Origin of the sequence: Escherichia coli, assembly GCF_036503815.1 — a bacterium.
In the GTDB taxonomy this organism is placed as follows: domain Bacteria; phylum Pseudomonadota; class Gammaproteobacteria; order Enterobacterales; family Enterobacteriaceae; genus Escherichia; species Escherichia coli_F.
On the sequence record NZ_AP027764.1, the window covers coordinates 641,970 to 656,832 of the forward strand.

At 51.8% G+C, this 14,863-nt stretch carries 13 protein-coding genes; 10 read left to right on the forward strand and 3 right to left on the reverse strand.

The features are described 5' to 3' along the window. Positions 1-8 precede the first annotated feature (8 nt). The 9 genes from infB (at position 9) to mtr (ending at position 11,446) form a co-directional block, all read left to right on the forward strand. Positions 9-2,681: a translation initiation factor IF-2 gene (gene infB, locus AABJ99_RS03070; RefSeq protein WP_338387493.1), complete on the forward strand. Its 2,673-nt coding sequence runs from the start codon at positions 9-11 to the stop codon at positions 2,679-2,681. 162 nt (positions 2,682-2,843) lie between these two features. After that, a complete protein-coding gene (gene rbfA, locus AABJ99_RS03075; protein ID WP_001040205.1) occupies positions 2,844-3,245 on the forward strand; it encodes a 30S ribosome-binding factor RbfA in 402 nt (133 codons plus the stop codon). After that, positions 3,245-4,189 carry a tRNA pseudouridine(55) synthase TruB gene (gene truB, locus AABJ99_RS03080; RefSeq protein WP_000089698.1) on the forward strand — a complete coding sequence of 315 codons (945 nt, stop codon included), beginning with the start codon at positions 3,245-3,247 and terminating at the stop codon, positions 4,187-4,189. Before rbfA ends, truB begins: the two co-directional genes overlap by 1 nt. 148 nt (positions 4,190-4,337) lie before the next feature. Continuing rightward, entirely contained in the window at positions 4,338-4,607 is a 270-nt protein-coding gene (gene rpsO / locus AABJ99_RS03085; RefSeq protein ID WP_000059466.1) for a 30S ribosomal protein S15, read from the forward strand. Positions 4,608-4,852: 245 nt separating this feature from the next. Beyond that, entirely contained in the window at positions 4,853-6,988 is a 2,136-nt protein-coding gene (gene pnp, locus AABJ99_RS03090) for a polyribonucleotide nucleotidyltransferase (RefSeq protein WP_001296445.1), read from the forward strand. A 108-nt stretch (positions 6,989-7,096) separates the two neighbouring features. After that, positions 7,097-7,981 carry a lipoprotein NlpI gene (gene nlpI / locus AABJ99_RS03095; RefSeq protein ID WP_000802080.1) on the forward strand — a complete coding sequence of 295 codons (885 nt, stop codon included), beginning with the start codon at positions 7,097-7,099 and terminating at the stop codon, positions 7,979-7,981. Between the two features lie 106 nt (positions 7,982-8,087). Beyond that, complete coding sequence (gene yrbN, locus AABJ99_RS03100; RefSeq protein WP_010723222.1) at positions 8,088-8,168, forward strand: protein YrbN; 81 nt, start codon at positions 8,088-8,090, stop codon at positions 8,166-8,168. Beyond that, entirely contained in the window at positions 8,161-10,050 is a 1,890-nt protein-coding gene (deaD, locus tag AABJ99_RS03105) for an ATP-dependent RNA helicase DeaD (RefSeq protein WP_119170096.1), read from the forward strand. The genes yrbN and deaD overlap by 8 nt, the downstream gene beginning before the upstream one ends. A gap of 151 nt (positions 10,051-10,201) precedes the next feature. After that, positions 10,202-11,446 carry a tryptophan permease gene (gene mtr / locus AABJ99_RS03110; RefSeq protein WP_000224337.1) on the forward strand — a complete coding sequence of 415 codons (1,245 nt, stop codon included), beginning with the start codon at positions 10,202-10,204 and terminating at the stop codon, positions 11,444-11,446. A gap of 60 nt (positions 11,447-11,506) precedes the next feature. Here the strand turns inward: mtr and AABJ99_RS03115 are convergent, their stop codons facing one another. Beyond that, on the reverse strand, positions 11,507-12,037 hold the full coding sequence (locus AABJ99_RS03115; RefSeq protein ID WP_039021341.1) for a hypothetical protein: 531 nt from the start codon (positions 12,035-12,037) through the stop codon (positions 11,507-11,509). A 157-nt stretch (positions 12,038-12,194) separates the two neighbouring features. On the opposite strand from AABJ99_RS03115, the gene AABJ99_RS03120 reads away from it, so the two are divergent. Next, positions 12,195-12,914: a L,D-transpeptidase family protein gene (locus AABJ99_RS03120; RefSeq protein ID WP_039021342.1), complete on the forward strand. Its 720-nt coding sequence runs from the start codon at positions 12,195-12,197 to the stop codon at positions 12,912-12,914. Here the strand turns inward: AABJ99_RS03120 and yhbW are convergent. Beyond that, positions 12,892-13,899 (reverse strand): luciferase-like monooxygenase, encoded by a 1,008-nt coding sequence (yhbW, locus tag AABJ99_RS03125; RefSeq protein ID WP_000130380.1) that lies wholly within the window; start codon positions 13,897-13,899, stop codon positions 12,892-12,894. The two genes, AABJ99_RS03120 and yhbW, sit on opposite strands and share 23 nt — an antisense overlap. Positions 13,900-13,979: 80 nt before the next feature. Next, complete coding sequence (gene ubiV, locus AABJ99_RS03130) at positions 13,980-14,858, reverse strand: U32 family peptidase (RefSeq protein ID WP_001296442.1); 879 nt, start codon at positions 14,856-14,858, stop codon at positions 13,980-13,982. Positions 14,859-14,863 lie beyond the last annotated feature (5 nt).

The following is a 14,863-nucleotide window of genomic DNA, read 5'->3' on the forward strand; positions in this document are numbered from 1 at the left end:
GGAACAGCATGACAGATGTAACGATTAAAACGCTGGCCGCAGAGCGACAGACCTCCGTGGAACGCCTGGTACAGCAATTTGCTGATGCAGGTATCCGGAAGTCTGCTGACGACTCTGTGTCCGCACAAGAGAAACAGACTTTAATTGACCACCTGAATCAGAAAAATTCAGGCCCGGACAAATTAACGCTGCAACGTAAAACACGCAGCACCCTTAATATTCCTGGTACCGGTGGAAAAAGCAAATCGGTACAAATCGAAGTCCGCAAGAAACGCACCTTTGTGAAACGCGATCCGCAAGAGGCTGAACGCCTTGCTGCGGAAGAGCAGGCGCAGCGTGAAGCGGAAGAGCAAGCCCGTCGTGAGGCAGAAGAATCGGCCAAACGCGAGGCGCAACAAAAAGCTGAACGTGAGGCCGCAGAACAAGCTAAGCGTGAAGCTGCTGAACAAGCGAAACGTGAAGCTGCGGAAAAAGACAAAGTGAGCAATCAACAAGACGATATGACTAAAAACGCCCAGGCTGAAAAAGCCCGCCGTGAGCAGGAAGCTGCAGAGCTCAAGCGTAAAGCTGAAGAAGAAGCGCGTCGTAAACTCGAAGAAGAAGCACGTCGCGTTGCTGAAGAAGCACGTCGTATGGCGGAAGAAAACAAATGGACTGATAACGCGGAACCGACTGAAGATTTCAGCGATTATCACGTTACTACTTCTCAACATGCTCGCCAGGCAGAAGACGAAAGCGATCGTGAAGTCGAAGGCGGCCGTGGCCGTGGTCGTAACGCGAAAGCAGCGCGTCCGAAGAAAGGCAACAAACACTCTGAATCAAAAGCTGATCGTGAAGAAGCACGCGCAGCAGTACGTGGCGGTAAAGGCGGAAAACGTAAAGGTTCTTCGCTGCAGCAAGGCTTCCAGAAGCCAGCTCAGGCCGTTAACCGTGACGTTGTGATTGGCGAAACCATCACCGTTGGTGAACTGGCGAACAAGATGGCGGTTAAAGGTTCTCAGGTCATCAAAGCGATGATGAAACTGGGCGCAATGGCAACCATCAACCAGGTTATCGATCAGGAAACTGCACAGCTGGTAGCCGAAGAGATGGGCCACAAAGTTATCCTGCGTCGTGAAAACGAGCTGGAAGAAGCGGTAATGAGCGACCGTGACACGGGTGCTGCGGCTGAACCGCGCGCGCCGGTTGTGACCATCATGGGTCACGTTGACCACGGTAAAACCTCTTTGCTGGACTACATTCGTTCAACGAAAGTGGCCTCTGGCGAAGCGGGCGGCATTACCCAGCACATTGGTGCATACCACGTTGAAACTGAAAACGGCATGATCACCTTCCTGGACACCCCGGGGCACGCCGCGTTTACTTCAATGCGTGCACGTGGTGCGCAGGCAACGGACATCGTAGTCCTGGTTGTTGCTGCCGACGACGGCGTAATGCCGCAGACCATCGAAGCAATTCAGCACGCGAAAGCGGCAGGCGTGCCGGTTGTGGTTGCAGTGAACAAGATCGACAAACCAGAAGCCGATCCAGATCGCGTTAAGAACGAACTCTCTCAGTACGGCATCCTGCCGGAAGAGTGGGGCGGTGAAAGCCAGTTCGTACACGTGTCTGCGAAAGCAGGTACCGGTATCGATGAACTGCTGGACGCTATCCTGTTGCAGGCAGAAGTTCTGGAACTGAAAGCGGTACGTAAAGGTATGGCGAGCGGTGCGGTTATCGAATCCTTCCTCGATAAAGGTCGTGGTCCGGTTGCTACCGTTCTGGTACGTGAAGGTACTCTGCACAAGGGCGACATCGTTCTGTGTGGTTTCGAATACGGTCGTGTTCGCGCAATGCGTAACGAAATGGGTCAGGAAGTGCTGGAAGCAGGTCCGTCCATTCCAGTTGAAATCCTTGGCTTGTCCGGTGTTCCGGCAGCGGGTGACGAAGTTACCGTAGTGCGTGACGAGAAGAAAGCACGTGAAGTTGCACTGTATCGTCAGGGCAAATTCCGTGAAGTTAAACTGGCACGTCAGCAAAAATCGAAACTCGAGAACATGTTCGCCAACATGACCGAAGGCGAAGTTCACGAAGTGAACATCGTTCTGAAGGCAGACGTTCAGGGTTCCGTGGAAGCGATCTCCGACTCCTTGCTGAAACTGTCTACTGACGAAGTTAAAGTGAAGATCATCGGTTCTGGCGTAGGTGGTATCACCGAAACCGACGCTACCCTGGCTGCGGCGTCCAACGCCATCCTGGTTGGCTTCAACGTACGTGCTGATGCCTCTGCACGTAAAGTGATTGAAGCGGAAAGCCTGGATCTGCGTTACTACTCCGTCATCTATAACCTGATCGACGAAGTGAAAGCGGCGATGAGCGGTATGCTGTCTCCGGAACTGAAACAGCAGATTATCGGTCTGGCGGAAGTTCGTGATGTGTTCAAATCACCGAAATTTGGTGCCATCGCAGGTTGTATGGTTACTGAAGGTGTGGTTAAACGTCACAACCCGATCCGCGTTCTGCGCGACAACGTGGTTATCTACGAAGGCGAGCTGGAGTCCCTGCGCCGCTTCAAAGATGACGTTAACGAAGTCCGTAACGGTATGGAATGTGGTATCGGCGTTAAGAACTACAACGACGTCCGCACTGGCGATGTGATCGAAGTATTCGAAATCATCGAGATCCAACGTACCATCGCTTAAGGTTTTTAGGGTTCTATGCGGGATAAGGCGTTTACGCCGCATCCGGCATGGATTGCCTGATGCGACGCTGGCGCGTCTTATCAGGCTACGTGAACAGCCCTTCCACCTGAAATTAATTTTAAAAAGGGGCTAACAGCCCCTTTTTTGTCAGGAGAATTTATTATGGCGAAAGAATTTGGTCGCCCGCAGCGCGTAGCGCAGGAAATGCAAAAAGAGATCGCTCTCATCCTGCAACGCGAAATTAAAGATCCTCGTCTGGGCATGATGACCACCGTTTCCGGTGTCGAAATGTCTCGTGACCTGGCGTATGCAAAAGTATATGTGACGTTCCTTAACGACAAAGATGAAGACGCGGTTAAAGCGGGCATCAAAGCGTTGCAGGAAGCCTCTGGTTTCATCCGCAGCCTGCTGGGTAAAGCGATGCGCCTGCGTATCGTGCCGGAACTGACCTTCTTCTACGACAACTCGCTGGTTGAAGGGATGCGTATGTCAAACCTGGTGACCAGCGTGGTCAAACATGACGAAGAACGTCGTGTTAACCCGGACGACAGCAAGGAGGACTAATGAGTCGTCCTCGTCGTCGCGGTCGCGACATTAATGGCGTTTTGTTGCTGGATAAACCGCAGGGTATGTCCAGCAACGATGCACTGCAAAAAGTGAAACGGATTTATAACGCTAATCGTGCCGGGCATACCGGTGCGCTGGACCCGCTGGCGACCGGCATGTTGCCGATTTGCCTCGGAGAAGCGACGAAGTTTTCCCAGTATCTGCTGGACTCCGACAAACGCTATCGGGTGATTGCGCGTCTTGGACAGCGTACCGATACTTCTGACGCTGACGGACAAATCGTTGAAGAACGTCCGGTAACCTTTAGTGCAGAGCAACTGGCGGCGGCACTGGATACTTTCCGTGGTGATATCGAACAGATCCCTTCGATGTATTCAGCACTGAAATACCAGGGCAAAAAACTGTACGAATATGCGCGTCAGGGAATTGAAGTCCCGCGTGAAGCACGCCCGATTACCGTTTATGAATTGTTGTTTATTCGCCACGAAGGCAATGAACTGGAGCTGGAAATTCACTGCTCAAAAGGCACCTATATCCGCACTATCATTGACGATCTCGGCGAAAAACTCGGCTGTGGCGCGCATGTTATTTACCTGCGTCGCCTGGCTGTAAGTAAATATCCGGTTGAACGGATGGTGACTCTGGAACATCTGCGTGAACTGGTTGAGCAAGCCGAGCAGCAGGATATTCCGGCAGCGGAGTTACTTGATCCATTACTGATGCCAATGGACAGTCCAGCTTCGGACTATCCGGTGGTGAATCTTCCGTTAACGTCTTCTGTTTACTTCAAAAATGGTAACCCGGTTCGTACATCCGGTGCGCCGCTGGAAGGACTGGTTCGCGTTACAGAAGGTGAGAATGGCAAGTTTATCGGTATGGGCGAAATTGACGATGAAGGCCGCGTTGCGCCTCGTCGCCTGGTGGTTGAATACCCGGCGTAATGTTAACCGTCTTGCGATAACAAGTCGCTACGAGTAGAATACTGCCGCTTAACGTCGCGTAAATTGTTTAACACTTTGCGTAACGTACACTGGGATCGCTGAATTAGAGATCGGCGTCCTTTCATTCTATATACTTTGGAGTTTTAAAATGTCTCTAAGTACTGAAGCAACAGCTAAAATCGTTTCTGAGTTTGGTCGTGACGCAAACGACACCGGTTCTACCGAAGTTCAGGTAGCACTGCTGACTGCACAGATCAACCACCTGCAGGGCCACTTTGCAGAGCACAAAAAAGATCACCACAGCCGTCGTGGTCTGCTGCGCATGGTTTCTCAGCGTCGTAAACTGCTCGACTACCTGAAACGTAAAGACGTAGCACGTTACACCCAGCTCATCGAGCGCCTGGGTCTGCGTCGCTAATTCTTGCGAGTTTCAGAAAAGGGGCCTGAGTGGCCCCTTTTTTCAAACTGACGGCAGCAATTCACTGGAAACTAATGTATTGTTGCTATGAATGATCTTCCGTTGCAGAGGTTCGCGCGGCTAATGAGAGGCTTTACCCACATTGGGCTGGGTTAGGGTTGTCATTAGTCGCGAGGATGCGCAGAAGATCGGGTATTAACACCAGTGCCGTAAGGTGCTGTCTAAGAAAGAGAAAGGATATTACATTGCTTAATCCGATCGTTCGTAAATTCCAGTACGGCCAACACACCGTGACTCTGGAAACAGGCATGATGGCGCGTCAAGCCACTGCCGCTGTTATGGTTAGCATGGATGACACCGCGGTATTCGTTACCGTTGTCGGCCAGAAAAAAGCCAAACCAGGTCAGGACTTCTTCCCGCTGACCGTTAACTATCAGGAGCGTACCTACGCTGCTGGTCGTATCCCGGGTAGCTTCTTCCGTCGTGAAGGCCGCCCAAGCGAAGGCGAAACGCTGATCGCGCGTCTGATTGACCGCCCGATTCGCCCGCTGTTCCCGGAAGGCTTCGTCAACGAAGTTCAGGTTATCGCCACCGTGGTTTCTGTTAACCCGCAGGTTAACCCGGATATCGTTGCGATGATTGGTGCTTCCGCAGCACTTTCTCTGTCTGGTATTCCGTTCAATGGTCCGATTGGTGCTGCCCGCGTAGGTTACATCAATGACCAGTACGTACTGAACCCGACTCAGGACGAGCTGAAAGAGAGCAAACTGGATCTGGTTGTTGCCGGTACAGAAGCTGCCGTGCTGATGGTTGAATCTGAAGCTGAACTGCTGAGCGAAGACCAAATGCTGGGCGCAGTGGTGTTCGGTCATGAACAACAGCAAGTTGTTATTCAGAACATCAATGAACTGGTGAAAGAAGCCGGTAAACCGCGTTGGGATTGGCAGCCGGAGCCGGTAAACGAAGCGCTGAACGCGCGCGTTGCTGCGCTGGCTGAAGCTCGTCTGAGCGATGCTTATCGCATCACCGACAAACAAGAGCGTTATGCGCAGGTTGATGTCATCAAATCTGAAACCATCGCGACGCTGCTTGCTGAAGACGAAACCCTGGACGAAAACGAACTGGGTGAAATTCTGCACGCTATCGAGAAAAATGTTGTTCGTAGCCGCGTACTGGCAGGCGAACCGCGTATCGACGGTCGTGAAAAAGATATGATCCGTGGTCTGGATGTGCGTACTGGCGTGCTGCCGCGTACTCACGGTTCTGCGTTGTTCACCCGTGGTGAAACGCAGGCACTGGTTACCGCAACGCTGGGTACTGCACGTGACGCACAGGTTCTTGATGAACTGATGGGCGAACGTACTGACACCTTCCTGTTCCACTACAACTTCCCTCCGTATTCCGTAGGTGAAACTGGCATGGTCGGTTCTCCGAAGCGTCGTGAAATTGGTCACGGTCGTCTGGCGAAGCGCGGCGTGCTGGCAGTAATGCCGGATATGGACAAATTCCCGTACACTGTACGTGTAGTGTCTGAAATTACCGAATCCAATGGTTCTTCTTCTATGGCTTCCGTGTGCGGTGCGTCTCTGGCGCTGATGGACGCAGGTGTGCCAATCAAAGCTGCTGTTGCGGGTATCGCAATGGGTCTGGTGAAAGAAGGCGACAACTACGTTGTACTGTCTGACATTTTGGGCGACGAAGATCACCTGGGCGATATGGACTTCAAAGTTGCGGGTTCCCGCGACGGTATCTCTGCACTGCAGATGGATATCAAAATTGAAGGTATCACCAAAGAGATCATGCAGGTTGCGCTGAATCAAGCTAAAGGTGCGCGTCTGCATATCCTGGGCGTCATGGAGCAGGCGATCAACGCGCCGCGTGGTGATATCTCTGAGTTTGCACCGCGTATCCATACCATCAAGATCAATCCGGACAAGATCAAAGACGTTATCGGTAAAGGCGGTTCTGTTATCCGTGCCCTGACCGAAGAAACTGGCACCACCATCGAAATCGAAGATGACGGTACTGTGAAGATCGCAGCGACCGACGGCGAGAAGGCGAAAAATGCTATTCGTCGTATCGAAGAGATCACTGCAGAAATCGAAGTAGGCCGCGTCTACAATGGTAAAGTGACTCGTATCGTTGACTTTGGCGCATTTGTTGCCATCGGCGGCGGTAAAGAAGGTCTGGTCCACATCTCTCAAATCGCCGACAAGCGTGTTGAGAAAGTGACCGACTACCTGCAGATGGGTCAGGAAGTACCGGTGAAAGTTCTGGAAGTCGATCGCCAGGGCCGTATCCGTCTGAGCATTAAAGAAGCGACTGAGCAGTCTCAACCTGCTGCAGCACCGGAAGCTCCGGCTGCAGAACAGGGCGAGTAAGGTTGCCATTTGCCCTCCGCTGCGGCGGGGGGCTTTTAACCGGGCAGGACGCCTTGTTAGCAACCGGGAACAGGACGTTCATTCAACCGTGGTCTTCGGGAGTGGGAAATGAAGCCTTTTTTGCGCTGGTGTTTCGTTGCGACAGCACTTACGCTTGCAGGATGCAGTAATACTTCCTGGCGTAAAAGTGAAGTCCTCGCGGTACCATTGCAACCGACTTTGCAGCAGGAAGTGATTCTGGCACGTATGGAACAAATCCTTGCCAGTCGGGCTTTAACCGATGACGAACGCGCACAGCTTTTATATGAGCGCGGAGTGTTGTATGATAGTCTCGGTCTGAGGGCATTAGCGCGTAACGATTTTTCGCAAGCGCTGGCAATCCGACCGGATATGCCTGAAGTATTCAATTACTTAGGCATATATTTAACGCAGGCAGGCAATTTTGATGCTGCCTATGAAGCGTTTGATTCTGTACTTGAGCTTGATCCAACTTACAACTACGCGCACTTGAATCGCGGGATCGCATTATATTACGGCGGTCGTGACAAGTTAGCGCAAGATGATCTGCTAGCGTTTTATCAAGACGATCCTAATGATCCTTTCCGTAGTCTGTGGCTTTATCTCGCCGAGCAGAAGCTCGATGAGAAGCAGGCTAAAGAAGTGTTAAAACAGCACTTCGAAAAATCGGATAAGGAGCAGTGGGGATGGAACATTGTCGAGTTCTACCTGGGCAACATTAGCGAACAAACGTTAATGGAAAGGCTCAAGGCGGACGCAACGGATAACACCTCGCTCGCTGAGCATCTCAGTGAAACCAACTTCTATTTAGGTAAGTACTACCTAAGTCTGGGGGATTTGGACAGCGCCACGGCACTGTTCAAACTGGCGGTTGCCAACAACGTTCATAACTTTGTTGAGCACCGATACGCATTGTTGGAATTATCGCTCCTGGGCCAGGACCAAGATGACCTGGCAGAATCGGACCAGCAATAGCTGACGTACACATCAGCCCGTAATCTTTTTTGATTGCCATCACCTTAACGGGTGAGGGCGTTGTTGTTCGTTAATACACCTACTTTGAGCCGGTTCACACTTTTCAATGAAAATTGCTGATCAATTTCATGATGAGTTATGTAGACTGGCCGCCATTAATTTTGAGGCACACGTACTACATGGCTGAATTCGAAACCACTTTTGCAGATCTGGGCCTGAAGGCTCCTATCCTTGAAGCCCTTAACGATCTGGGTTACGAAAAACCATCTCCAATTCAGGCAGAGTGTATTCCACATCTGCTGAATGGCCGCGACGTTCTGGGTATGGCCCAGACGGGGAGCGGAAAAACGGCAGCATTCTCTTTACCTCTGCTGCAAAATCTTGATCCTGAGCTGAAAGCACCACAGATTCTGGTGCTGGCACCGACCCGCGAACTGGCGGTACAGGTTGCTGAGGCAATGACGGATTTCTCTAAACACATGCGCGGCGTAAACGTGGTTGCCCTGTACGGCGGCCAGCGTTATGACGTGCAATTACGCGCCCTGCGTCAGGGGCCGCAGATCGTTGTCGGTACTCCTGGCCGTCTGCTGGACCACCTGAAACGTGGCACTCTGGACCTCTCTAAACTGAGCGGTCTGGTTCTGGATGAAGCTGACGAAATGCTGCGCATGGGCTTCATCGAAGACGTTGAAACCATTATGGCGCAGATCCCGGAAGGTCATCAGACCGCTCTGTTCTCTGCAACTATGCCGGAAGCGATTCGTCGCATTACCCGCCGCTTTATGAAAGAGCCGCAGGAAGTGCGCATTCAGTCCAGCGTGACTACCCGTCCTGACATCAGCCAGAGCTACTGGACTGTGTGGGGGATGCGTAAAAACGAAGCACTGGTACGTTTCCTGGAAGCGGAAGATTTTGATGCGGCGATTATCTTCGTTCGTACTAAAAACGCGACTTTGGAAGTGGCAGAAGCTCTTGAGCGTAACGGCTACAACAGCGCTGCACTGAACGGTGACATGAACCAGACGCTGCGTGAGCAGACGCTGGAACGCCTGAAAGATGGTCGTCTGGACATCCTGATTGCGACCGACGTTGCGGCCCGTGGCCTGGACGTTGAGCGTATCAGCCTGGTAGTTAACTACGATATCCCGATGGATTCTGAGTCTTACGTTCACCGTATTGGTCGTACAGGCCGTGCGGGGCGTGCTGGTCGTGCGCTGCTGTTCGTTGAGAACCGCGAGCGTCGTCTGCTGCGCAACATTGAACGCACTATGAAGCTGACCATTCCGGAAGTAGAACTGCCGAACGCAGAACTGCTGGGCAAACGTCGTCTGGAAAAATTCGCCGCTAAAGTACAGCAGCAGCTGGAAAGCAGCGATCTGGATCAATACCGTGCACTGCTGAGCAAAATTCAGCCGACTGCAGAAGGTGAAGAGCTGGATCTCGAAACTCTGGCAGCCGCACTGCTGAAAATGGCACAGGGTGAACGTACTCTGATTGTTCCGCCAGATGCGCCGATGCGTCCGAAACGTGAATTCCGTGACCGTGATGACCGTGGTCCGCGCGATCGTAACGACCGTGGCCCGCGTGGTGACCGTGAAGATCGTCCGCGTCGTGAACGTCGTGATGTTGGCGATATGCAGCTGTACCGCATTGAAGTGGGCCGCGATGATGGTGTTGAAGTTCGTCATATCGTTGGCGCGATTGCTAACGAAGGTGACATCAGCAGCCGTTACATCGGTAACATCAAGCTGTTTGCTTCTCACTCCACCATCGAACTGCCGAAAGGTATGCCGGGTGAAGTGCTGCAACACTTTACGCGTACTCGCATTCTCAACAAGCCGATGAACATGCAGTTGCTGGGCGATGCACAGCCGCATACTGGTGGTGAGCGTCGTGGTGGTGGTCGTGGTTTCGGTGGCGAACGTCGTGAAGGCGGTCGTAACTTCAGCGGTGAGCGCCGTGAAGGTGGTCGTGGTGATGGTCGTCGTTTTAGCGGCGAACGTCGTGAAGGCCGCGCACCGCGTCGTGATGACTCTACTGGTCGTCGTCGTTTCGGTGGTGATGCGTAATTCGCTGACCCGCAGACCTCTGCCGTAAAGTAAAATATACAGCCCCGATTTTAACCATCGGGGCTTTTTTTCTGTCTTTTGTACTCATGTACTGGTACAGTGAAATGCATAACAACGCAGTCGCACTATTTTTCACTGGAGAGAAGCCCTCATGGCAACACTAACCACCACCCAAACGTCACCGTCGCTACTTGGCGGCGTGGTGATTATCGGCGGCACCATTATTGGCGCAGGGATGTTTTCTCTGCCAGTGGTCATGTCCGGTGCGTGGTTCTTCTGGTCAATGGCGGCGCTGATTTTCACCTGGTTCTGTATGCTGCATTCCGGCTTGATGATTCTGGAAGCTAACCTGAATTATCGAATCGGTTCGAGTTTTGACACCATCACCAAAGATTTGCTGGGCAAAGGCTGGAACGTGGTCAACGGCATTTCCATTGCCTTTGTGCTCTACATCCTGACTTACGCCTATATTTCTGCCAGCGGTTCGATTCTGCATCACACCTTCGCGGAGATGTCGCTGAATGTTCCGGCACGAGCTGCAGGTTTTGGTTTTGCGCTACTGGTGGCGTTTGTGGTGTGGTTGAGCACCAAAGCCGTCAGCCGGATGACGGCGATTGTGCTTGGGGCGAAAGTTATTACCTTCTTCCTCACTTTCGGCAGTTTGCTGGGGCATGTGCAGCCTGCGACATTGTTTAACGTCGCGGAAAGCAATGCGTCTTATGCACCGTATCTGTTGATGACCCTGCCGTTCTGTCTGGCCTCATTTGGTTATCACGGTAACGTGCCGAGCCTGATGAAGTATTACGGCAAAGATCCGAAAACTATCGTGAAATGCCTGGTCTACGGTACGCTGATGGCGCTGGCGCTGTATACCATCTGGTTGCTGGCGACGATGGGCAACATCCCTCGTCCGGAGTTTATCGGCATCGCCGAAAAGGGCGGTAATATTGATGTGCTGGTACAGGCGTTAAGCGGCGTGCTGAACAGTCGTAGTCTGGATCTGCTACTGGTTGTGTTCTCAAACTTTGCGGTAGCGAGTTCGTTCCTCGGCGTAACGCTGGGTTTGTTTGACTATCTGGCAGATCTGTTTGGTTTTGACGACTCTGCCCTGGGCCGCTTTAAAACGGCGTTGCTGACCTTTGCACCGCCTGTCGTGGGTGGCCTGCTGTTCCCGAACGGATTCCTGTACGCCATTGGTTATGCTGGCTTAGCGGCTACCATCTGGGCTGCAATTGTTCCGGCGCTGTTGGCCCGCGCATCGCGTAAACGCTTTGGCAGCCCGAAATTCCGTGTCTGGGGCGGCAAGCCGATGATTGCACTGATTCTGGTGTTTGGTGTTGGCAACGCACTGGTGCATATTTTATCGAGCTTTAATTTGCTGCCGGTGTATCAGTAATTGAACGAGCCAGATGAGCAGTTTTCATCCGGCAATAATTCACAAGTATACGAGATGGTATCAAATAAACCCCTGTTTATTATAAAGTTCTTCAGCGAGAGCTTCCCCGTGCTCATCGAAAAAAGCATCGGCGATAGTTAAATTTTCTGCCTTAGGATTTGCCGTTATTTTGCTACCATTGGCGTCAAATTCGAGCGCGATAGCGGTCTCCGAACCCCACCAGTAATAATAAATTAGCGCAAAATTATTTTCCCCTGGCGTAATAAATTTCTCGATGCCTCGCACACAGGCCATGAGTGGCATGAAGATTTCATAGCTCTCTGAGAGAAATATATGATCCATCGTGACTATCTGTGTTTCTTTATTAAAGTTGATATGTTCAGCATAAATATTCTTTTCACTTTCACCAGAATTACATGCAGCAAGATTGTTAAGCATTTTTGCAGGATCGCCATACAACCTCTGCTCCTCGGTAAACCATGGCAACCAGTCGTCATAGTCTTTGATATTTGTTGCGGGTGAATGGAAAAACTTCTCGAGGTTATTCTCGGTAATATGTGCATGAAGAAAAAAGGAAGCAGGTTCACTCATGATGATTTTCTCTGGTAATAAGTCGATTTATTCATATCCCTTTCGACTATGATAAAAAGATTACTATTTTATAAAAGTCTACAACTGGACTTTTTTTTCATTTAGATTCACAAGAAAATGTACACTGAAACCTGAGGAGAGTAAGCGGAATACGAAAATGGGGCGTAAAGGACAACTCTCTATTGTATTGTTGAGCCTGTTTATCGCCTTGATTTTTCAATTTTTCTGGCCCACCCCGCACAAGGAGCACGTTTTCCTGCCGGTTGAAAAACCTGTCGTGCCGTCTTTAAAAATCATTCACCCCGGCGACCAGTTATTTATCCGCATTCTGAAAGCGGAAGATAAGCTGGAACTGTGGGCAAGCACCAACAACAAGCCTTACGAACTCTATAAAACCTGGACTATATGCGCGTGGTCTGGTGGCTTAGGGCCAAAGCACAAACAGGGGGATGGTAAAAGCCCGGAAGGTTTTTATGCCACCAACAAAGGGTTACTTAACCCAAACAGCCGCTATCATCTGGCATTTAATATTGGCTATCCGAATGCTTACGATCGGGCAAACGGCTATACCGGTGATTTCATAATGGTTCACGGGAATTGTGTTTCGGCGGGCTGCTATGCCATGACCGATGCTGGTATTGAAGAGATTTATCAACGGGTGGCTCAGGCGCTAAAGAGCGGGCAGAAGAGCGTGCCGGTGCATATCTTCCCGTTTGCGATGAACGACGAAAATATGCGCCAGGCGCAGGCATGGCCGGAATATAATTTCTGGCTTATGTTGAAGCCCGGCTATGATTACTTCGAAAAAAATCGCCGATTGCCAATCATTTCTGTTGAAAACCGGCGTTATAAAATTACCCCAGTAACTCTTCCTTAACATCCATCGCCAGCTCAAACGAATGCAGGCGCGCCTGGTGATCGAAAATCTGCCCGTTAACCATAATCTCATCCGCGTCGGTTTCGCGCAGGATCGACTGCAAGCCATGGCGCACTTTCGCTTTATCACCCACCAGCGACATACTTAGCGCCTGCTGCACGCCATACTGCTCAGACGGTGACCAGAACTGATCCATATTTTGAATCGGTGGCGGCAGTTGCCCGGTTTCACCGCGGCGCAGCTTCACAAAGGCTTGCTGCATCGAGGTAAACAGGAATTCGGCGTCGCGGTTGCTGTCGGCGGCGATAATATTGATGCACACCATCGCGTACGGTTTCTCCAGTCGTGCCGACGGTTTGAAGTTGCTGCGATAAAGATGCAGCGCCTGGAATAGCATATCCGGTGCGAAGTGTGAGGCAAACGCGAACGGCAGACCAAGCTGCGCCGCCAGTTGTGCACTGTAAAGGCTGGAGCCTAATAACCACACGGGGATTTTCTCGCCATAGCCCGGTACAGGGCGTACATGCGGATTGGGATCGCGGGCGTCAAACCAGTCCACCAGTTCAGCGACATCGCGGGGGAAATTATCAATATCGCCGCTCATATGGCGGCGCAGTGCCATCATTGTCCGTTGGTCACTACCTGGCGCACGACCCAGCCCTAAATCAATTCGCCCCGGATAGAGCGTATTGAGCGTACCGAACTGTTCGGCGATCACCAACGGTGAGTGGTTTGGTAACATCACGCCGCCAGACCCCAGATGCAGTGTGGTGGTATTTGCCGCCAGATAGCCAATCAATACTGATGTTGCAGCACTGGCAATGCCGGTCATATTGTGGTGTTCCGCCAGCCAGTAGCGATGATAGCCGCGCTTTTCAGCCAGACGGGCGAGGTCGAGAGAGTGGGAGAACGCTTCTCGCGCTGAAGAACCTTCGGGGATGGGGGCCAGATCGAGTAGCGAAAACGCAATGGTTTTATCAGTCATAACAGCTCACTTTGTTACCGATTAATCTTTAATACTGCATTAAAGAGTAGTTAAAGTTGTTAACAAAGTGAGCTATTTGCTTAGGCTTGCAGTTCCAGCCCAGCCAGCCGTCTCCAGTAGCCGTTACAGTCGCTGTTTGCCGTCAACGGGAGTGGTGCAGCGCCATTTTCATTAGCGCGGAAGGCGTCGAGCATCGCGAAAGTGTCAGTACCCTGCGGTGACAGGCGGACCACATCAACCAGCCCCTGCATGGATGCCAGCTCGTTACCGAGGTTGTACACGTAGCCGCTCATGGTCTGAATGCCATTGAGCACAAACACTTGTTGGTTTTCCTGCGACAGCACGTTGCGCCCGTTCGGATACTTAATGCAGCAGGTTTCACACTCATCTTTTGGGCGGTCTTCCGAACGCGCGGTAAAGCAGCGGGCGGAGTAGGCCAGCGGCAGATGACCGTAGCTCAAGACTTCCACTTCAAACTGGTTGCGAATGCCCAGCTCATCGCACTGATTAAGCAGATTCACCAGCCAGTCGCGGGAAAGTTCCACCGGCATACACCAGCGCATCATGCCCTGTTTGAGCAATATTTTCAGCGTCACCGCGTTGTAGCAGTTCAGCGCGTGTCCGGCGACGAACGGCAGTTTGCGCTCAGCGCACATATTCACCACGCCGAGATCGCTGGCTTCAATCAGAAACTCACCGTTCTCAACATAGCGTTTCAGTTCGCCCAGTTCGGAGGATGCTTGCACCAGCGCCAGCGTGGAGAGCACAATCTGCTTGCCACTTCCGGCGAGCGATTTTGCCATCTCCAGCCAGTCGCCAACTTTGGTTGCCCGGCGTTTGCTACAGACCGCTTCACCGAGATAAATCACGTCGGCGCTGCTGGCGGCGGCCTGCTGATAAAAATCTTCCAGCGTCTCTTTTGGCCAGTACCACAGCACCGGCCCTAAGGAATATTTCATTACTT

Excerpts from the sequence above, each read along its gene's own strand:
- infB (WP_338387493.1), top strand. The coding sequence starts at position 9 with ATGACAGATGTAACGATTAAAACGCTGGCCGCAGAGCGACAGACCTCC.
- rbfA (WP_001040205.1), top strand. The coding sequence starts at position 2,844 with ATGGCGAAAGAATTTGGTCGCCCGCAGCGCGTAGCGCAGGAAATGCAA.
- truB (WP_000089698.1), top strand. The coding sequence starts at position 3,245 with ATGAGTCGTCCTCGTCGTCGCGGTCGCGACATTAATGGCGTTTTGTTG.
- rpsO (WP_000059466.1), top strand. The coding sequence starts at position 4,338 with ATGTCTCTAAGTACTGAAGCAACAGCTAAAATCGTTTCTGAGTTTGGT.
- nlpI (WP_000802080.1), top strand. The coding sequence starts at position 7,097 with ATGAAGCCTTTTTTGCGCTGGTGTTTCGTTGCGACAGCACTTACGCTT.
- yrbN (WP_010723222.1), top strand. The coding sequence starts at position 8,088 with ATGAAAATTGCTGATCAATTTCATGATGAGTTATGTAGACTGGCCGCC.
- deaD (WP_119170096.1), top strand. The coding sequence starts at position 8,161 with ATGGCTGAATTCGAAACCACTTTTGCAGATCTGGGCCTGAAGGCTCCT.
- mtr (WP_000224337.1), top strand. The coding sequence starts at position 10,202 with ATGGCAACACTAACCACCACCCAAACGTCACCGTCGCTACTTGGCGGC.
- AABJ99_RS03115 (WP_039021341.1), bottom strand. The coding sequence starts at position 12,037 with ATGAGTGAACCTGCTTCCTTTTTTCTTCATGCACATATTACCGAGAAT.
- AABJ99_RS03120 (WP_039021342.1), top strand. The coding sequence starts at position 12,195 with ATGGGGCGTAAAGGACAACTCTCTATTGTATTGTTGAGCCTGTTTATC.
- yhbW (WP_000130380.1), bottom strand. The coding sequence starts at position 13,899 with ATGACTGATAAAACCATTGCGTTTTCGCTACTCGATCTGGCCCCCATC.
- ubiV (WP_001296442.1), bottom strand. The coding sequence starts at position 14,858 with ATGAAATATTCCTTAGGGCCGGTGCTGTGGTACTGGCCAAAAGAGACG.